The organism is Agrococcus jejuensis, from assembly GCF_007679035.1.
GTDB lineage: Bacteria > Actinomycetota > Actinomycetes > Actinomycetales > Microbacteriaceae > Agrococcus > Agrococcus jejuensis_A.
The window spans coordinates 1-17,978 of the sequence record NZ_VEFR01000005.1 but is presented as its reverse complement, the minus strand read 5'-3'; the positions used below and the strand labels follow the sequence as shown (position 1 = coordinate 17,978).

19 protein-coding genes and 1 tRNA gene are annotated in these 17,978 nt (G+C 72.7%); 11 read left to right on the top strand and 9 right to left on the bottom strand.

Annotated features, from left to right (window positions below; translation table 11 throughout):
• Positions 1-44 precede the first annotated feature (44 nt).
• The gene (locus FS793_RS13645) at positions 45-635 is read left to right on the top strand and encodes a hypothetical protein (protein ID WP_144721265.1); all 591 of its coding nucleotides are present in this window, start codon (positions 45-47) and stop codon (positions 633-635) included.
• A 43-nt stretch (positions 636-678) separates the two neighbouring features.
• Here FS793_RS13645 and pstB read toward each other — a convergent pair whose 3' ends face one another.
• From pstB to FS793_RS13615, 6 genes are all read right to left on the bottom strand, one after another.
• Positions 679-1,458, bottom strand: a complete 780-nt coding sequence (gene pstB / locus FS793_RS13640; RefSeq protein WP_144721263.1) for a phosphate ABC transporter ATP-binding protein PstB — start codon at positions 1,456-1,458, stop codon at positions 679-681.
• A 26-nt stretch (positions 1,459-1,484) separates the two neighbouring features.
• Positions 1,485-2,564, bottom strand: a complete 1,080-nt coding sequence (pstA, locus tag FS793_RS13635) for a phosphate ABC transporter permease PstA (RefSeq protein ID WP_144721261.1) — start codon at positions 2,562-2,564, stop codon at positions 1,485-1,487.
• Complete coding sequence (gene pstC / locus FS793_RS13630; protein WP_144721259.1) at positions 2,564-3,550, bottom strand: phosphate ABC transporter permease subunit PstC; 987 nt, start codon at positions 3,548-3,550, stop codon at positions 2,564-2,566. Before pstC ends, pstA begins: the two co-directional genes overlap by 1 nt.
• 101 nt (positions 3,551-3,651) lie before the next feature.
• Positions 3,652-4,749 carry a phosphate ABC transporter substrate-binding protein PstS gene (locus FS793_RS13625; protein ID WP_144721257.1) on the bottom strand — a complete coding sequence of 366 codons (1,098 nt, stop codon included), beginning with the start codon at positions 4,747-4,749 and terminating at the stop codon, positions 3,652-3,654.
• 341 nt (positions 4,750-5,090) lie between these two features.
• Entirely contained in the window at positions 5,091-5,687 is a 597-nt protein-coding gene (locus tag FS793_RS13620) for a hypothetical protein (protein ID WP_144721255.1), read from the bottom strand.
• 80 nt (positions 5,688-5,767) lie between these two features.
• A complete protein-coding gene (locus tag FS793_RS13615; RefSeq protein WP_144721253.1) occupies positions 5,768-6,394 on the bottom strand; it encodes a DNA-directed RNA polymerase subunit beta in 627 nt (208 codons plus the stop codon).
• Positions 6,395-6,551: 157 nt separating this feature from the next.
• On the opposite strand from FS793_RS13615, the gene FS793_RS13610 reads away from it, so the two are divergent.
• From FS793_RS13610 to FS793_RS13580, 7 genes are all read left to right on the top strand, one after another.
• Positions 6,552-8,246 (top strand): alpha/beta hydrolase, encoded by a 1,695-nt coding sequence (locus FS793_RS13610; protein ID WP_186329529.1) that lies wholly within the window; start codon positions 6,552-6,554, stop codon positions 8,244-8,246.
• Positions 8,247-8,359: 113 nt separating this feature from the next.
• Positions 8,360-8,435 (top strand) — tRNA-Lys (locus FS793_RS13605).
• Positions 8,436-8,565: 130 nt separating this feature from the next.
• Positions 8,566-9,285: an SPFH domain-containing protein gene (locus tag FS793_RS13600; RefSeq protein ID WP_144721248.1), complete on the top strand. Its 720-nt coding sequence runs from the start codon at positions 8,566-8,568 to the stop codon at positions 9,283-9,285.
• A gap of 68 nt (positions 9,286-9,353) precedes the next feature.
• Positions 9,354-10,454 (top strand): hypothetical protein, encoded by a 1,101-nt coding sequence (locus FS793_RS13595; RefSeq protein WP_144721246.1) that lies wholly within the window; start codon positions 9,354-9,356, stop codon positions 10,452-10,454.
• 76 nt (positions 10,455-10,530) lie between these two features.
• Entirely contained in the window at positions 10,531-11,208 is a 678-nt protein-coding gene (locus tag FS793_RS13590; protein ID WP_144721244.1) for a glycosyltransferase family 2 protein, read from the top strand.
• Positions 11,205-11,924, top strand: coding sequence for a TIGR04282 family arsenosugar biosynthesis glycosyltransferase (locus FS793_RS13585; RefSeq protein WP_144721242.1), 720 nt, complete (start codon positions 11,205-11,207; stop codon positions 11,922-11,924). The genes FS793_RS13590 and FS793_RS13585 overlap by 4 nt, the downstream gene beginning before the upstream one ends.
• Entirely contained in the window at positions 11,921-12,604 is a 684-nt protein-coding gene (locus FS793_RS13580) for a methyltransferase domain-containing protein (RefSeq protein ID WP_144721240.1), read from the top strand. Before FS793_RS13585 ends, FS793_RS13580 begins: the two co-directional genes overlap by 4 nt.
• Here the strand turns inward: FS793_RS13580 and FS793_RS13575 are convergent.
• Genes FS793_RS13575 through FS793_RS16645 form a run of 3 tightly spaced genes read right to left on the bottom strand, consistent with a single transcriptional unit; the run spans position 12,528 to position 14,268 of the window.
• Positions 12,528-12,977, bottom strand: a complete 450-nt coding sequence (locus FS793_RS13575; RefSeq protein WP_144721238.1) for a hypothetical protein — start codon at positions 12,975-12,977, stop codon at positions 12,528-12,530. The two genes, FS793_RS13580 and FS793_RS13575, sit on opposite strands and share 77 nt — an antisense overlap.
• Positions 12,974-13,579, bottom strand: a complete 606-nt coding sequence (locus FS793_RS16650) for a molybdopterin-dependent oxidoreductase (RefSeq protein WP_144721236.1) — start codon at positions 13,577-13,579, stop codon at positions 12,974-12,976. The genes FS793_RS13575 and FS793_RS16650 overlap by 4 nt, the downstream gene beginning before the upstream one ends.
• Entirely contained in the window at positions 13,576-14,268 is a 693-nt protein-coding gene (locus FS793_RS16645) for a hypothetical protein (RefSeq protein ID WP_260980170.1), read from the bottom strand. Before FS793_RS16645 ends, FS793_RS16650 begins: the two co-directional genes overlap by 4 nt.
• A gap of 178 nt (positions 14,269-14,446) precedes the next feature.
• Between FS793_RS16645 and FS793_RS13560 the strand changes: the two genes are divergently transcribed.
• Genes FS793_RS13560 through FS793_RS13550 form a run of 3 tightly spaced genes read left to right on the top strand, consistent with a single transcriptional unit; the run spans position 14,447 to position 17,780 of the window.
• Positions 14,447-15,310, top strand: a complete 864-nt coding sequence (locus tag FS793_RS13560) for an MTAP family purine nucleoside phosphorylase (RefSeq protein WP_144721661.1) — start codon at positions 14,447-14,449, stop codon at positions 15,308-15,310.
• Complete coding sequence (locus FS793_RS13555) at positions 15,307-16,395, top strand: NAD-dependent epimerase/dehydratase family protein (protein ID WP_144721234.1); 1,089 nt, start codon at positions 15,307-15,309, stop codon at positions 16,393-16,395. The genes FS793_RS13560 and FS793_RS13555 overlap by 4 nt, the downstream gene beginning before the upstream one ends.
• A complete protein-coding gene (locus tag FS793_RS13550) occupies positions 16,392-17,780 on the top strand; it encodes a hypothetical protein (protein WP_260980169.1) in 1,389 nt (462 codons plus the stop codon). Before FS793_RS13555 ends, FS793_RS13550 begins: the two co-directional genes overlap by 4 nt.
• Positions 17,781-17,978 lie beyond the last annotated feature (198 nt).

The following is a 17,978-nucleotide window of genomic DNA, read 5'->3' as shown; positions in this document are numbered from 1 at the left end:
GTTGGTCGGATACCGTCCGACACGACCCTCGGAGGTGATCCCGCATGCGACGCGCACGAGCGACGACGCCGCTCGCAGCACTGCTGCTGGTGCTCGCCGGCTGCGCCGGCACCGAGCAGGGATCCGCCGACGCGTCGCGCGTCGACGTCGCCGCGACCACCGAGTCGCCGCGCGCCGGCGAGGAGCTCGTGCCCACCGTCGAGGTCGACGGCGATGCGATCCTCGTCGAGGTCGCCGCCGCGACCTGGCAGCTCGCGCTGCTCGAGTCCGGACCCGTCGACCTCGACGACGTCGCGATGTTCGACGGCACGACGACCGAGGCCCCGTCCGAGGGCACGCACGTCGTGTGGGTGTGCATGGATGCGACGCAGCTGCGCGGCGAGGCCGGGGCCTGGCTCTCCGACGCCGTGCGCGTCGAGGTGTGGGCGTCCGACGACGGCCCCAGGTACGACGACCTCTCGGGCTTCGACTACGAGCCCGCCGGCCGCTCGCTCGACGTCTACGAGGCCTCCGGCAATGCGATCGGCGAGCCCTACGAGCGCGTGTGCCCGATCTTCGTGGTGCCCGACGACGTCGACGCGTCGACGATCGCGCTCGTGCCGAACGGCGGCGAGCCCGTCGTGCTCGAGCGCTGAGGCTCGAGCGCGACGGGCTCGCGGACGCTGCTGCGGTCCCGGATCAGCCGAAGCGGCCGGAGACGTAGTCCTCCGTCGCCTGAACGGAGGGGTTCGAGAAGATCGTCGTCGTCTCGTCGTACTCGATGAGCCTGCCCGGCTTGCCGGTGCCCGCGATGTTGAAGAACGCCGTCTTGTCGCTCACGCGCGCAGCCTGCTGCATGTTGTGGGTCACGATCACGATCGTGTACTCCTGCTTGAGCTCCTCGATGAGGTCCTCGATGGCGAGCGTCGAGATCGGGTCGAGGGCCGAGCAGGGCTCGTCCATCAGCACGACGTCGGGCGAGACCGCGATCGCGCGAGCGATGCACAGACGCTGCTGCTGACCACCCGAGAGGCCGGAGCCCGGCAGGTTGAGGCGGTCCTTGACCTCGTTCCAGAGGTTCGCACCGCGCAGGCTGCGCTCGACGAGGCCGTCCTGGTCGGACTTGGACATGCGCGCGTTGTTCAGCAGCACGCCGGCGAGCACGTTCTCGCGGATCGACATGGTCGGGAACGGGTTCGGCCGCTGGAAGACCATGCCGATCTGGCGACGCACGAGCACGGGGTCGACGCCCGCGCCGTACAGGTCCTCGCCGTCGAGCAGCACGCTGCCCTCGACGCGGGCGCCGGCGATGACCTCGTGCATGCGGTTGAGCGTGCGGAGGAAGGTCGACTTGCCGCAGCCCGACGGGCCGATGAACGCCGTCACCGAGCGGGGGGCGATCTCGAGGGACACGCCCTCGACCGCGAGGAAGTCGCCGTAGTAGACGTTGAGGTCGTCGACCTCGATGCGCTTGGACACGGAAGTGGTCTCCTGGTTCCTGCGGCTCAGCCGCGCAGCTTGGGGGCGAAGATCTTGGCGATGAGGCGCGCCGCGAGGTTGAGCGCCATGACGATGAGGATGAGCGTCAGCGCACCCGCCCACGCCCTGGCGACGGCCTCGTCGGGGTTCGTGCCCTGGTTCTGGTACTGGTTGTAGACGAACACGGGCAGCGTCATCATGCGCCCGTCGAACAGGTTCATGTTCAGGCTCGTCGTGAAGCCGGCCGTGAGCAGCAGCGGGGCCGTCTCGCCGATGACGCGCGAGATCGACAGCATGATGCCCGTCATGATGCCCGCGATCGTCGTGGGGAGCACGACCTTCACGATCGTGCGCCACTTCGGCACGCCGAGCGCGTACGAGGCCTCGCGCAGCTCGTTGGGCACGATGCGCAGCAGCTCCTCGCTCGAGCGCACGACGACGGGGATCATGAGCACGGCGAGGGCGAGCGCGCCCATGATGCCGATGGATGCGCCGGGCCCGAGGAAGATCGAAAAGACGGCGAAGATGAAGAGGCCGGCGACGATCGACGGGATGCCCGTCATGACGTCGACGAAGAACGTGATGGCCTTCGCGATCCGGCCCCGGCCGCCGTACTCGACGAGGTAGATCGACGTCATGAGGCCGATCGGCACCGAGATGATCGTCGCGGCGAGCGTGATGAGGATCGTGCCCCAGACCGCGTGGATCGCGCCGCCGCCGGTGCCGACGACGCCGCGCATCGACGACGAGAAGTACTCGATGTCGAAGCGCTCGATGCCCGACGAGACGACGGTGTAGAGCAGCGAGACGAGCGGGATGATCGCGATGATGAACGCGCTCGTCACGAGCGCCGTGACGAAGCGGTCGATCGCGTGGCGCGGGCTCTCGCTGAGGCGCGAGAGCACGTAGATGACGACGAGGTAGAGGATCGCGCCGACGACGAGGGTGCCGGCGACGTTGAAGTCCGACGCGGCCGAGCCCATGTTGATGAGCGCGAACACGACGGCCGACACGACCATCGCGGCGACGAGCGTGACCCAGGTGGCCCACTTGGGCAGGCGGCCTGCGGCGAGCGAGCTGGTCCCGCGGGTGACGACGGCGGTCATCAGTTGGCTCCGGAGAACTGGGCGCGACGGTTGACGATCGCGCGGGCGATGGCGTTCACGAGGAACGTGACGACGAAGAGCACGAGGCCGGTGGCGATGAGCGTGTTCACGCCGTTGCCGTGCGCCTCGGGGAACTGCAGCGCGATGTTCGCGGGGATGGGCGTCGGGTTCGTCGACGTGAGGAGCTCGACGCTGATGACGCCCGAGACCGACAGCACCATCGTCACGGCCATCGTCTCGCCGAGCGCGCGGCCGAGCGCGAGCATCGCTGCCGAGACCATGCCGCCGCGGGCGAAGGGCAGCACGGCCATGCGGATCATCTCCCAGCGCGTCGCGCCGAGCGCGAGCGCCGCCTCCTCGTGGAGGCGCGGCGCCTGCAGGAAGACCTCGCGGCAGATGGCGGTCATGATCGGCAGGATCATGACCGCGAGCACGAGCGATGCCGTGAGGATCGTGTTGCCCGTCGCCGACGCCTGGCCGCTGAAGAGCGGGAACCATCCGAGGTTCTGGTTGAGCCACGCGTAGAACGGCTGCACGAACCCTGCGAGCGTCAGCGCGCCCCAGAGGCCGAAGACCACGGAGGGGACGGCGGCGAGCAGGTCGATGACGTAGCCGAGCACCGCGGCGAAGCGGCGCGGTGCGTAGTGCGAGATGAACAGCGCGATGCCGATCGCGATGGGGGCCGCGATGACGAGGGCGATGAGCGATGCCCACACGGTGCCGAACGCGAGCGGCACGACGTACTCGAGGAACGAGCGGTCGCGGAGGATCGTGTTGTCCTCGCTCGACAGGCCGGGGATGCTCTGCGCGACGAGGAAGATGGCGACCGCCGCGAGCACGAGCAGGATGATGATGCCTGCGCCGAGCGCGGTGCCGGAGAAGATCGAGTCGCCGAGGCGACGGACTGCTGGCCGCGTCTGCTGCGTGGCCTTCGGCGGCTGCGCAGGGTCTTCCTGCTGCTGCTGCGCCGTGGAGCTGGTCGTCATGCCGCGTCGGCCCTTCGTGTCATCGAGCGGTGGCAGTGGTGTGGGGCTGATGACCAGGATGCCCTGCATCCCGGCCATCAGCCCCAACGGCGATCAGGAGATCAGCCCTCGACCTGGATCAGGGCGATGGCGTCCTCGATCTGCGAGCGCAGGTCGTCGTTGATCGGAGCCGAGCCGGCGTTCTCGGCAGCGGCGTCCTGGCCCTCGGCCGAGGCGACGTACGAGAAGTACGCCTGCACGGTCGCGGCGACCTCGGGGTCCTCGTACGAGGTGCAGCCGATGAGGTACGAGACGAGCGCGATCGGGTACGCGCCGTCGGCGGCAGCGGCCGGGTCGACGTCGAAGACGAGGTCGGCGTCGCCGCGGCCCTCCTCCTGCGTCGCGCCGGCGACGAGCTCGGCAGCGGCCTCGGGCGAGAACGGCACGTACTCCTCGCCGACCTGCACCGCGACGGTGCCGAGGTCGCCGGCCTGCGACGCGTCGGCGAAGCCGACCGTGCCCTGGCCGCCGCCCACGCGGTCGACGACGCCCGAGGTGCCCTGGGCCGCCTCGCCGCCCTGGATGGGCCACTCGTCGGAGGCCTCGTAGGTCCACACGTCGGCAGCGGTCGCCTCGAGGTAGGCCGTGAAGGTCTCCTGCGTGCCCGACGCGTCCGAGCGGTGCACCGGCGAGACCGCGAGGTCCGGGAGCTCCGCGTCGGGGTTCTGCTCGGCGATCGCCGGGTCGTTCCAGTTCGTGATCGTGCCCGCGAAGAGGCCGGCGATCGTCTCGGCGTCGAGGTTCAGCGAGTCGACGCCGTCGATGTTGAAGATGACGGCGACGGGCGAGATGTAGACGGGGATCTCGATGATGTCGTCGGTCGTGCACGAGCCGAAGCCGCCCGCGGCGAGCTCCTCCTCGTTGAACGCGCGGTCCGAGCCGATGAAGTTCGACGCACCGGCGAGGAAGTTGTCGCGGCCCACGCCCGAGCCGGTGGGCTCGTAGATGACGTCGGACTCGGGGTTCGCCTCGAGGAACGCGGCGACCCATGCCTCCTGCGCTGCCGTCTGCGACGACGCGCCCGTGGCCTCGATGGTGCCGGTGACGCCACCCTCGACGGCCTCGCCGCCCGAGGTGCCCTCGTTCGCGGCGCAGGAGGCGAGGAGGATGCTGCCGACGCCGGCGATGAGCGCCGCGCGGCCGAGCTTCGTGATCTTCACGCTGTGATCCCTTTCGGAATGTGGGGAGTGCGGGAGGGCCCCGCATCGTCAGGCGCAGCGAATGCGCCTCGCCCACGGTAGGGATCGGTCATGGCTCGTTCGGCGTTCGGAGGTGAACGGCAGGTGAACGCACCCGGAACGTCTCGCTCGCTGGTGGCGCGCATCCAGGTGCGGAGACGATGATGCCGGGCCGCGGAACGCCTCTCGGCGGTAGGCCGCTCGAAGCGGCGAAGATTGGAGCCCGGGGTTCGCGGCCCGGCGACGACCACTGTAGCGAACCCGGTCGCAGGGTTCGAGCCCGTTCGCGCGCCGCGAAGGCTCGGGCGTGTCCGATCCGGCCGTCAGACGACGGGCACCTGCACGACCCACTCCTCGCCGGTCTCGTTGCAGACGATGCGCCAGTTCGAGATGTCCCAGCCCTCGGGGAGCTGGAAGATGGCGTCGGCGTTCGTGAACGACTCCTGCCGCCCTACCGTGAACAGGTCGTCCTCGGCGTAGAAGGAGCTCGCCGAGCTGAGTCCGATGGTCTGGCTCGTCGCGGGGTCGTAGGCCTGCACCGTGAACTGGTAGTAGAAGTCGGGCGATCCCGAGAGCAGCTGCCCGTCCAGGTGCAGGATCACGAGCTGCTGGCCAGGATCGGCGACGTTCCCGATCGAGTCGGTGTCGACGCGCTGGGCGTCGACGGGCTCGAACGACCACACGACCGCGGCCGCGTCGTCGTTCTGCAGCTCGTACGCCGCCTCGGCGGGCGGGTCGCTCGCGGGCGGGTCGCTGGCCGGCGGGTCGCTCGCGACGGGAGGCTGGGTCGACGCGGGCGGCTCGGAGGTCTGCGGCGCGCTCGGGGCCGGAGCCGGGATCACGCATCCCGCGAGCGTGGCGATGGCGATCGCGGCAGCGCCGACGAGGCCGAGTCGACGGAGTCGAAGCGTGGTGTCCATGGAACCTCCCGGTCGTCGCGCCAGGATAGCCGCGACGAGTCCGCCATCCTTGGACCTCCGCTGGACGCCGCCCGAGCGCGTCAGTGCAGGGCGTCGCGTCGCTGCAGGGCTGCAGACGCGGCGAGGTCGTCGGCGAGGGTCGCGAGCCGCGACGCTCGCCGCGTGAGCCTCGTCGCCGCGTCGGCGTCGTACGCGTCGCGCGCATCCGCCTCCGCGAGCGCGCCGGCGCCGGCGATGCGGCTGAACGCGGCGGCGCGGTCGAGCGCGAGGGCGAGGTCGCCCGCGAAGACGCCGCGCAGGATCTCGTCGGCGAGCACCGCGATCTCCTCCGGCCCCGTGGGCGTCGCGGCGCCCGCGACGACGGGGTCGGCGGTGCGCAGCCGCTCGGCGCCGACGGTGAAGTGGGCGGCGACGTCGACCGCCTGCTGCGCGACCATCGTGCGCAGCAGGTGGATGCGCCACAGGGCACCGGGCAGCGTGTGCGGCCGCGCGTCGGCCCAGAGCTCCGCGACCGAGTCGATGCCGTCGTCGGCGGCGAGGGCGAGCAGGCGCTCGACGACGTCGGCGTCGACGTCGGTGCGCACGCGCGCCAGGAGCGCGGCGGCGGTCTCGTGGGCGAGCTGCACGCGGGCGACGGGATCCATGTCGCCGACGAACTGCTCGAACCATCGCGACGCGTACCGCGCCGGTCGTGCGTGCTGGGCCATGCCCCTCCTTCGACAGCCTCGGGATGCAGCGTCCAGGGTACCGACGGCATTCCCGACCCGGGATGCGCACCACGGCGGGGCCCGTGCCACATCCGTCCCCCGACTTCCATCGTTCGGGGGATCCGCGACGTGCCCGGCGCTGGATAGGAAGGAGGGCATGCGAAGCAGCAGACACCCCAGACCACCGGTCCGCACGATGTCGGCGATCGGCGCAGCAGCGTTGCTCGTCGTCGCCTCGCCCGCCATCGCGAGCGCGGCGCCCGCCGCCGAGCCCGCATCCTCGTCCCCCGCCGCGCAGGTCGCGGCACCCGTGCCCGATCTCGCGTGGGCGGCGTGCGAGGGCGAGGGCCTCGAGGCGTTCGAGTGCGCGACGGCCGCCGTGCCGTCGGACTACGACGAGCCGACGGGCGACACGACGTCGATCGCGCTCACGCGCCTGCCTGCGACCGACCCGGCGCAGCGCATCGGCAGCCTCTTCCTCAACTTCGGCGGGCCCGGCGGGCCCGGCGTCGCGACGCTGCACCAGCTCGGCGCCTTCCTCGACCCGCAGGTGCACGCGCAGTTCGACGTCATCGGCTTCGACCCGCGCGGCGTCGGCCTCTCCGACCCCGTCACGTGCTTCCCCGACGCCGCGTCGGAGCAGGCGTTCCTCGCCGAGGGCGTCGCCGTGCCCCTCACCGCCGAGGAGGAGGCGTCGACCATCGCCCAGTTCGGCGCCATGGCGCTCGCCTGCGAGACGCTCTCGGGCTCGCGCATCGAGCACGCCTCGACCGCGAACGTCGCCCGCGACATGGACCTGCTGCGGCAGGCGGTGGGCGACGAGCAGCTGAGCTACCTCGGCTACTCGTACGGCTCGATCCTCGGCGCGACGTACGGGATGCTCTTCCCCGACCGCGTGCGGGCCCTCGCGATCGACGGCACCCTCGAGCCCTCGCGCTGGTCGGGCGGCGACGGCTCGATCGGCGTGCGCACCGGCCAGGGCCTCGCAGCGAGCCAGGTGCTCGACGAGTTCCTGGCGGTCTGCGCCGAGGTTGGCCCCGCATCCTGCTCCCTCGCGGCGACGGGCGACCCGCGTGCCGCCGTCGAGACGCTGCTCGCGCGGCTGCAGCAGCAGCCCGTCGAGATCCCGAGCCCCGACGGCACGACGCTGACGGTCGACTACGGCACCGCCGTCGCAGTCGCGTTCCAGTCGCTGTACTCCCCCGCCGGCTTCGGACCGCTCGCCGACACGTTCACGCAGCTGCTCGCGCTCACCGAGCCGCAGCAGGCCATGACGACGCAGCAGCGCGGCGTGCAGCTCAGCGACATCGGCGACTGGCTGCGCGAGCTCGGCCTCCTCGAGGACTACTCGGGCGTCGGCTCGGCGCTCGCATCGATGTGCGTCGACGGCGAGCACCCGCTGCAGCCGTGGGACTACCCGGCGCAGGCCGATGCCGCGGACGCCGAGGCGCCGCACTTCGGCCGGTTCCGCTCGTGGGTGGGCGCGCAGTGCGAGTTCGTGCCGTTCGTCGACGAGGACGCGTACATGGGCCCGTGGGACCAGTCGACGGAGGCGCCCGTGCTCGTGATCGGCACGCGCCACGATCCCGCGACGCCGTACGACCAGACGCAGCCGTACGCCGACCGCTTCGCGAACGCGAGCGTGCTGACGGTCGAGGGCTACGGCCACACGACCCTCGGCGTCTCGGCGTGCGCCAACGCGGCGATCGCCACCTACCTCGCGACGCCCAGCGCATCCATGCCGGCCACCTGCGGGCAGGACGTGGCCCCGTTCGCGGCGGCACCCGGCACGCCCGGCACGGCACCGGCGTCGCTCGTCGGCGCCCCCGAGGCGCTGGCTCCCGGCCTGTGACGTGATTGGTCACTAGATCCAGCTGATTGGGCAGTAGTTGCAGTCGACACGCCGTGAAGACTGCAACTACTGCCCAATCGACGTGATGGGTGAGTGGGAGGATCGAGGTTCGCGGGCCTCTAGCTCAGTCGGTAGAGCATCGGACTTTTAATCCGTAGGTCGTGGGTTCGAGCCCCACGGGGCCCACCAGTGATGCGCCGACGACGCGGCGGCGAAGGATGCGCGACGCGCCGGTGAACGATCGCCGATCCCGCCGTCGAACGGCCACGATCGCGTCGCGGGCACGCCACGCTGGACGCGTCGACGTGAAGGAGACGCGATGTTCGCCAGCATCCTCTCGGGCTTCGGGGGCGCGGGCCTGGGCCAGATCCTGAAGGTGGGTGGCGGCGTCCTCACGGTGCTGCTCATCGTGCCTGCGCTGCTGAGGCTCTTCATCGTCACCGTCGACGAGGGATGGGCGGCCATCCGCACGCGCAACGGGCGGCCGATCATCCGCAAGCGCGAGCACGCCGTGCGCTACACGCGCGGGCCGAAGGCGGGGCAGCTCAAGCACGCGGCGAGCCCCGAGGGCGAGCTCGTGGTGCTGCGGCCGGGCACGCACGGCGCCTTCCCGCTGCTGCTCTGGTACCGCATGGTCGACGTGCGCACGCGCGCCGCCGACCTGCCGGCCCGCCACCTCACGACGGGCACGGGCCACACCTACCTCGTGCAGGCGTCGATCGAGTGGCGCCCCGAGGTGACGGGCAGGGCGCTGCGCGTGTTCGAGCTCGAGGTGCTGAACGTGCACGAGCGCGTGTCGAACGTCGTCGGCGCCGCGCTGCGCGACGTCATCCGCGACCTCGGCGCCCCGCCGCTGCCGTCGAACGCCGACATGTCGGACCTCGTGCTCGCCGAGTGCAGGCAGCAGGTGCTCGAGGCGTGCGGCGTCGAGCTGCTCCGCGTCACGCTCACGGGCGACGCGCTCACCGAGGGCTACATGCTGGCCGAGGCGATCCGCACGCGGGATCCCGGCGACGTCGTGGTGCCGCTGGCTCGCTGACTCCAGATGGCGCATCCAGCGCGGATGCGTAGCGTGGAGCCATCGCACCCGACGCGAGGAGCACCACGATGACCGCGTTCCCGGCCTCCACCTGGACCCGACCGCCGAGGCAGCGCACGGGCGTGCTCGGGCTCGGCATCCTCGCGATCGCGGTCTCGACATGGCTGCTCGCGCCGCAGACGCTCGCGGCCATCGGCCTCGTCGCGACGCCCGACCTCGGCGTCGTCGCCGAGGCGGCGATCTCGGCGGCGGTGCCCGCATCCCTCGTGCTCGCGCTCGGCGCCATCGCGTCGCGCGTCGCGTGGCTGCTCGTGCTGGCGATCCCCGTCCTCGCGCTCCACGGCCTCATGCTCGTGGTCGTCGCGATCGTCGTCGGCGCCGACGGCGCGCCCGGCGTCGTCGTGCTGGGGCACCTGGGCGACGCCGCCGCGACGGGTCTCGCGCTCGCGGCCGTCGTCGTCGCGCTCGTCGCGACCGCTGCCGCCCGCGCGGGCGATCGCCGTGAGGGCACCGCGTGGATCGGGGCCGTCGTGGTCGCAGCCATCGCCGGTGCGATCGTCGTCGCGACGCCGTACGTGCGCTCGCCCGACGGCGACGCCCTCGCGCTGCTGCTGTCCGACACGCTGGTCGTCGCGCCGCTGCTCGTCGTCGCCGGCGTCGCAGGCGTTCGCCACGCCGCCGCTCGCTGGGTCGCAGCCGGCCTCGCGGTGGCCGTCGCGACCTGGATCGTGATGCTCGAGACCGTCGTGCTGCCGTGGGGCACCGCGGGCATGATCGCGATCGCGATCGTCCGGGCGCTCCTGCTGCTGCTCGCGGGTGCGCTCGTCGCGCTGTCGACGCGCTGGCTCGAGGGGCCCCAGGGCGTCGCCCCGCCCGTCGTGCCGACGCACCCGTCGCACCCGGCTGCACCCCAGGTCGCACCGCCGGTCGTGCCGGCGGCGCCCGTGACGCCGCCCGTCGCGAACGGCCCGATCGCCGGAGCCGCAGCGCACGCGTCCACCACGGCTGCGGAGACGCGGGTCGAGCCGCGCACGCACGCTCCCGGCGTCCCCGAGGATGCGGACGCCGCGATCGACCAGAGCGATCAGGAGGTGCCGACGGACGCCTCGGCGCCGATTGGCCACGAGCAGCCGGTCGACGACCACGGCGACGGCCCCGCGCGACGCTGACCGGACGCCGGGGCCACCGGCGCAACCCCTTCGCGTCGCTGCGTGCATCGTCGCCGATGCTCCGTATGGTTCGAGGATGGAACATCCCATCGCGGAGGTCGTCCTCCCCTGCCTCGACGAGGCGACGGCGCTCCCCGGGGTGCTCGCCGCCCTGCCTCCTGGCGTGCGGGCGATCGTCGTCGACAACGGCTCCACCGACGGATCGGCGGAGGTCGCCGAGCGACTCGGCGCCATCGTCGTGCATGAGTCCCGCCGCGGCTTCGGCGCCGCCGTGCACGCGGGCCTCCTCGCGGCGACGGCCGACATCGTCGCGGTCTGCGACGCCGACGGGTCCTTCGACACGGCGCAGCTGACGCGCGTCATCGGTCCCGTCGCCGAGGGCCGCGCCGACCTGGTGCTCGCCCGTCGACGCCCGGTGCGGTACTCGGCGTGGCCGACGCACGCGCGCATCGCCAACCTGGCCCTCGCGCGCATCATCCGCCGCGCCACGGGGCTGCCGGTGCACGACCTCGGCCCCATGCGCGCCGCCAGGAGGGACATGCTGCTGTCGCTCGACCTGCAGGATCGCCGCAGCGGGTATCCGCTCGAGATGCTGCTGCGCGCCGTGCAGGAGGGATGGAGGGTCGAGGAGACCGAGGCGAGCTACCTGCCGCGCACCGGCCGATCCAAGGTGACCGGCACCGTGCGGGGCACGATCACGGCCATCCGCGACATGCGCGGCGTCATCGCCCGCGTCGGCGAGGTGCGCGCATGACGACGCTCATCGTGCTCGCGAAGGAGTGCATCCCCGGCAAGGTCAAGACGCGTCTGCACCCGCCGTACACGCTCGAGCAGGCTGCGCGGATCGCGGCCGCGAGCCTCGACGACACGATCGCGGCCGTCGCGTCCCTGCCGGCGAGCCGGCGCGTGCTGTGCTTCGACGGCACGGTCGCCCCGGCCTCCGCGGCCGGCTTCGACGTCGTGCCGCAGGTCGACGGCGGGCTCGACGAGCGGCTCGCAGCCATCTTCGACGCAGTCGATGGGCCCGCGGTGCTCGTCGGCATGGACACCCCGCAGCTCGAGGCCGCGATGCTCGCTCCCGTCTTCGCGCCGTGGCCGGAGGGCGTCGACGCCTGGTTCGGCCCCGCCGTCGACGGCGGCTTCTGGACCCTCGCGCTCGCCGACCTCCCGCACAGGGGCGACCTCATCCGCGGCGTGCCGATGTCGGAGGACGACACCGGCGAGGTGCAGCGGGCACGGCTCGTCGCCGCCGGGCTCGGCGTGCGCGACCTCGAGGCGCTGCGGGACATCGACGACGCCGAGGCGCTCGCCGCGGTCGTCGCCCGCATCCCCGAGAGCCGCACGGCCGCGGCGGCCGCGGCAATCCGTCCGGTCGCGACGGAACGAACCATCGGCACGCCCAGCGACGCACGACCGGGGACCCGGCCGTGGACGACTCGCCAGGAGCGTCCGACGAGAGGGAGCTCGTGACCGACTTCGGCGAAGGTGGCCAGGCGCCGTACGAGCGCGCGCTGGCCTCCGGCAGCACCGCGATGCTGCGCCTTCGCGAGGTCGGCGGCGCGAGCGACGGCGTGACGAGCCTCATCGACGTGGCGCGCTTCACGGCGTCGGCCGACGACGTGGACCTGGCGATCGTCGAGCGCGGCGAGGGCCCCGTCATCGACCTCGGCTGCGGGCCCGGCCGCATGGTCCGAGCCGCGATCGACCTGGGTCGTCGCGCGCTCGGCATCGACGTGTCGGCCTCGGCCGTCGCGCTGGCGCGCAGCCAGGGGCTCCCCGTGCTGCAGGCGTCGCTCTTCGACCCGCTGCCCGGCGAGGGCATGTGGGGTCAGGCGCTGCTGCTCGACGGCAACGTCGGCATCGGTGGCGACGTGCCGAGCCTCGTGCGACGCGCGATCGAGCTCGTGCACGACGACGGCACCCTCGTCGTCGAGGCGCATCCCGTCGCCGGCCACTGCAGGCGCTTCCAGGCCGTGCTGGTCGACGAGCACGGTGGCGCGAGCGAGACGTTCCCGTGGGCCGAGATGGGCTGCGACCCGCTCGTCGCCGCGGTGCGCGACGCCGGGCTGATCGTCAGGGACCAGTGGTCGGCGGAGTGCCGGACGTTCGTCGAGATCGCACGAACCCGATCGCGGCCGCGAGCAGCGTGACGGCGGCGACCGCCGCCCACAGCAGCACCAGGTCGCGCACGTAGTCGCCGGCGAGCACGCTGTCGTTCCTCGCTCCGCGTGCCTGCGCGATCACGAGCGGCACGGCAAGCAGGGTCAGGCACGCGCCGACGCCCCATGCCATGCGGATGACCGTGAGCGAGCGCTCGGGCAGCACGCGACCGACGCGGTCGAGCCCGCGGGTCGTGAGGGTCGTCGCCGGGGCGAGGACGCCGTCGTGCACGATGATCGCCCCCGCGAGCCACGCGCCCAGCGACAGCAGCTGGTCGAAGCGCTGGGTGACGAGCAGCAGCACGACGCCGAACGCGGTCGCGCCGACGCCGGCGGCCACGAGTGCGATGCGCGCGATCCTCACGACAGCACGTCGATCCGTGCGAGCCACTTGGTCTGCAGCACCCCTGGCCGACCGGGGGCGATGATGCGCGCCGGGTAGCCGTGGTCGAGCGACAGCGCCTCGCCGTTCAGCTCGAGCGCCACGAGCGTCGTCGGGTCGTCGACGAACTCAGGCCCCATCTCGGTCACCCGGTAGTTGCCGTCCGGCTGCAGGCTCGTGATGCGCACGCCGCGATGCGGCTGCCCTGTCGCGGCGACGAGCTCGAGCAGGCGCACGCCGCGCCAGTCCGCCGTCGTGCTCCACCCCTCGACGCAGGCGATGGGCAGCCGGGAGGCGGTCTGCCCCCGACCCAGCAGCTGGTCGCGAGTGAACGAGAGGGTCGAGCCGCCGCCGCGCACGATGAGCGCCCAGGTCGATGCCGTGGCGAGGTCGAGCACGCCCGCCTCCTCGGCGGTGCGATTGATGGGCACGCCCTGCGGTCCGGCGCCCGCTCGACGCGGCGCGAACGCCGCGAACGGCGCGAGCGGTGCGATCGTCTGGCCCGCGGTGACCGCGGTGACCGCGAGCGTCGCGAACCCCACGCCGGTGAGGAAGCGGCGTCGGCTGCGCTGGTCGTCGGTCATGCGTCGTCTCGCGCTCTCGGGATCGCGGTCGCGGATGCGTCCGCGGCGACCCGGTCGTCCGGCGCCGACGCGGCGGCGTCGTCTCGTCGCACGATGCGCGGCGTCGGCCGCGGCGACTCGCCGCGGTCGCGGCGCCAGTGCTCGACGATCTGCGGCAGCTTCGCGGCGACGTGCACCGCGAGCGATCCGATGATCACCCAGGCGAGCGCCAGGTGCACGCGTCGGAACGAGAACTCCCACGGGTACCACTGGAGCGTGTTGAGGAATCCGATGGCGACCTGCACGATCGAGCTCGACACGAGCATCGCGATCGACAGCCGCTCGAGGCCGTGCAACGGGGAGTCGACGGGCGGCCACGAGAACAGGCGCGGGTAGACGACCCACAGCTTGCCCAGCAGCAGCGGGATCGCGGCCGTGCCGGAGATCACGTGCAGCCCCTGCGTCCACTGGTAGATCCACGTCGGCCGCGTGGGGAACGCCATCCACGGCAGCGGGTCCTGCAGCGCGTGGCTGTACATGCCCGTGGCGAAGCAGACGACGAAGGCGAGGCCGAGCAGACGGCCGACGACGACGGCCGTGCGGGTCGTGCGCGCCGGGGAGCCGAGCGCCGCTCGCGCCCAGGCGAAGCGCGACTCGAGGACCCGCGTGACCATCGTGGGCACGCGGCGCGGTCCTCGTACGGTGCGCATGTCTCAGTATCCGTCGCGCCGGGCCCAATCGGATCGCGCCGAGCGCAGCGAACGCCGATCGGATCGGCGCGTCGCCGCCGCATCCGCGTGCGACGCGCGGCGCATCCCGCCGGTCGCAGGCGCATGCGGCAGCAGACTGGGCGTCGACGACCCACGAGGATCGACGAAGGTGAGCATCATGGCAGGCACGGGCATCGAGCCGAGGATCGGCGTCATCGGCGGCTCCGGCCTCCAACGGCTGCTGGCCGACGGCGCGGGCGAGGAGATCGTCGTCGAGACGCCGTTCGGCGCGACGTCGGGACCCATCACGGTCGGCGACCTCGACGGCGTGCCCGTCGCATTCCTCGCACGGCACGGCGCGGGCCACTCCGTCGCCCCGCACGAGATCCCCGCGAAGGCGAACGTCTGGGCGCTCGCGCACCTGGGCGTGCGCGCGATCGTGTCGTCGACCGCGGTCGGCGGGCTCCGCGAGGAGCTCGCACCCGGCAGCCTCGTCGTGCCCGACCAGCTCATCGACATGACCAGATCCCGCGGAGGCGACGAGCGCCGCGACACGTACTTCGGTGCAGGCGTCGTCGAGCATCTGACCTTCGCCGACCCGTTCACGCCCTCGCTCGTGCTCGCTGCACGCGACGCGCTCGCGGGCATCGGCGAGTCGGTCGAGAGCCCCGCCACGACCGTCGTCATCGACGGACCGCGGTTCTCGACGCGCGCGGAGTCCCGGTGGTATCGCTCGCTCGGCGGCGACATCGTGAACATGACGCAGTACCCGGAGTCGGCGCTCGCCGCCGAGCTCGGGCTCGGCTACGTCAACCTGTCGTTCGTGACCGACACCGACGCCGGCGTCGCGGCGGCGACCGTCGACGACGACGCCGTCGACGCCTCGCGCGTCTTCGAGCGCCTCGCGGCGGCGCAGCCGCGCATCGTCGCCGCGATCGCCGCGATCGTCGCCGCCGTGCCCGACGACCTCGGGCTCTCGTCGGGCATCGCGCGCGAGCACGTCGACGCGGTGCTCGCCCTGACGCCCAGGAGGTCGGCGTGAGCGCCCCCACGACGCTGCTCGTCACAGGCGGCGCCGGATTCATCGGATCGCATGTCGTCGAGGCCGCGCTCGCTCGCGGCTGGCGCGTGCGCGTGCTCGACTCGCTGCGCCGCGACGTGCACGGCGACGGCGGCATGCGCGTGCCGGAGCAGGAGGGGCTCGAGGTCGTCGTCGCCGACGTCGCGCGCGAGCGCGCCGTCGCAGCCGCGCTCGACGGCGTCGACGTCGTGTGCCATCTCGCGGCGAAGGTGGGGCTCGGCGTCGACTTCCGCGACGCCGCCGACTACGTCGCCAGCAACGTCGGCGCGACGGCCGTGCTGCTGCAGGCCATGCGCGAGGCGCAGGTGCGCAGGCTCGTGCTCGCGTCGTCGATGGTCGTCTACGGCGAGGGCGCGTATCGCGATGCCGAGGGCCCCCTCGCGGTGCCGCCGCGCGCCGCGGTCGACCTCGAGGCGGGGCGCTTCGAGCCGATCTCGCCGCGCACCGGCGAGCCCGTCGAGCCCGAGCTCGTCGACGAGTCCGCGCCGAGCGACCCGCGCAACGTCTACGCCGCGTCGAAGCTCGCGCAGGAGCACCTCGCGGCCGCATGGGCGCGCGGCGGCGACGGCACGGCCGCGCTGCTGCGCTTCCACAACGTCTACGGCCCGCACATGCCGATGGGCACCCCGTACGCGGGCGTCGCATCCCTCTTCCGCTCCGCGCTCGAGCGCGGCGAGGCTCCGCGCGTCTTCGAGGACGGGCGGCAGCGGCGCGACTTCGTGCACGTGCGCGACGTCGCCGACGCGAACCTGGCGGCGGCGGACTGGACCGCCGACGCCCCCGCGGGCTCGGCGCGCGCGTTCAACGTCGGCAGCGGCGTCGTGCACACGATCGGCGAGATGGCGACGGCCCTCGCCGACGCGTTCGGCGGCCCCGCTCCGATCGTGACCGGCGAGTACCGGCTCGGCGACGTGCGCCATGTCACCGCGTCGTCGCAGCGAGCAGCGGACGAGCTCGGCTGGCGTGCGGCGATCGACTTCGATGCGGGCATGCAGGAGTTCGCGCATGCGCCGCAGCGCCCGCCGGCGAGCGAGGTCGGGGCGTGAGCGAGGAGCCGACGGCAGCCGCCGGCACCGCGACGCGTCGACGCTCGCGCGTCGCCGCGGCGCTGCGCCACCCGGTGACGCTCACGCTCGTCGGCGTCGCCGTGGTCATCACGATCATGGTCCTCGCGCACGTGCTGCCGAAGGAGCTCGACTGGGACGTGCGGTCGCGCAACTACCCGCCGCTGCACGCCACGTGGATGCCGCGCACCGGCCCAGGCACGCCGTACGCGATCGCGACGGCCGTGCTGCTGCTCATCGTCGGCGAGCGCGTCGCGCGCACGCTCTCGTGGCGATGGCTCCTCGTCGTCAGCGGCGTCGCCGCCTTCGTGTGGATGCTGTCCCTCGCGCTCGTCGACGGCTGGGCCGGCATCGCCGACGTGCTGGACGCCGACATCGAGTACCTGCAGACCGCGCGACGCATCGACGACGTCGGCAGGATGCTGCACCAGTTCGTCGACCGCATCCCCATGGACTCCCCAGGGCAGTGGGTCGTGCACGTCGCGGGCCACCCTCCGGGGGCGCTGCTCACGTTCATCTTCCTCGACCGCGTCGGGCTGGGCTCCGGCGGCGCCGCGGGCATCGTCGTCATGGTGCTCGCCGCCTCCATCCCGGCAGCGGCCATGCTCACGCTCCGCATCCTCGGCGCCGAGCGGCACGCTCGCCTCGCCGCCCCGTTCCTCGTCGCCGGCCCGTCGGCGATCTGGATGGCGGTGTCCGGCGATGCGCTCTTCGCCGCCGTCGCCGCATGGGCGACGGTGCTGCTCGCCGCCGCCGCGACGACGCAGCGACGCTGGCATCGCGCCGCGCTCGGCGTCGCGTCGGGCCTGCTCTACGGCTGGTGCGTGTTCCTGTCGTACGGGCTCCTGCTGCTCGGCATCCTCGCCGTCGGCGTGCTCGTGGCCGCGCGGGCGTGGAAGCCGTTGCCGTGGGCCCTCGGCGGGGCCCTCGCCGTCGTCGCCGCGTTCGCCGCCAACGGGTTCCTCTGGTGGGAGGCGTATCCGGTGCTCGTCGAGCGCTACTACGCGGGCATCGCCAGCGACCGGCCCTATTCGTACTGGGTGTGGGCGAACCTCGCGGTCTTCGGCTTCAGCGCCGGTCCGGTCTTCGGCGCGGCGGTCGCGCTCTCGCTGTCGCGACTGCGGTCGCTGCGCGACGGCGGCGCGCTCGGCGTGCTCGTGACGCTGACCGTCGCCGGCGTCGCGATGGTGCTCGCCGCCGACCTCTCGGGCATGAGCAAGGCGGAGGTCGAGCGCATCTGGCTGCCCTTCGTGCCGTGGGTGCTGCTGGGCACGGCGCTGCTGCCGAGGTGGCTGCGCATCCCCGCGTTCGCGCTGCAGCTGGGCACCGCGCTGCTCATGCAGCACATCGTCTTCTCCCAGTGGTGACGCGGCCCTGAAGGTCACGAAACGGTCACGAACGAGATCCATCCGATCCGTCGAGGCTCGGGCACCGAACCCAGGTCACGACATTCGCGAACACGTGAAACGGAAGGAACTGCCATGAAGATCATGAACAGCACTCTCGGCAAGACCACCCTGGGCGTGCTCGCCGCAGGCGCTCTCGCCTTCTCCCTCGCAGCCTGC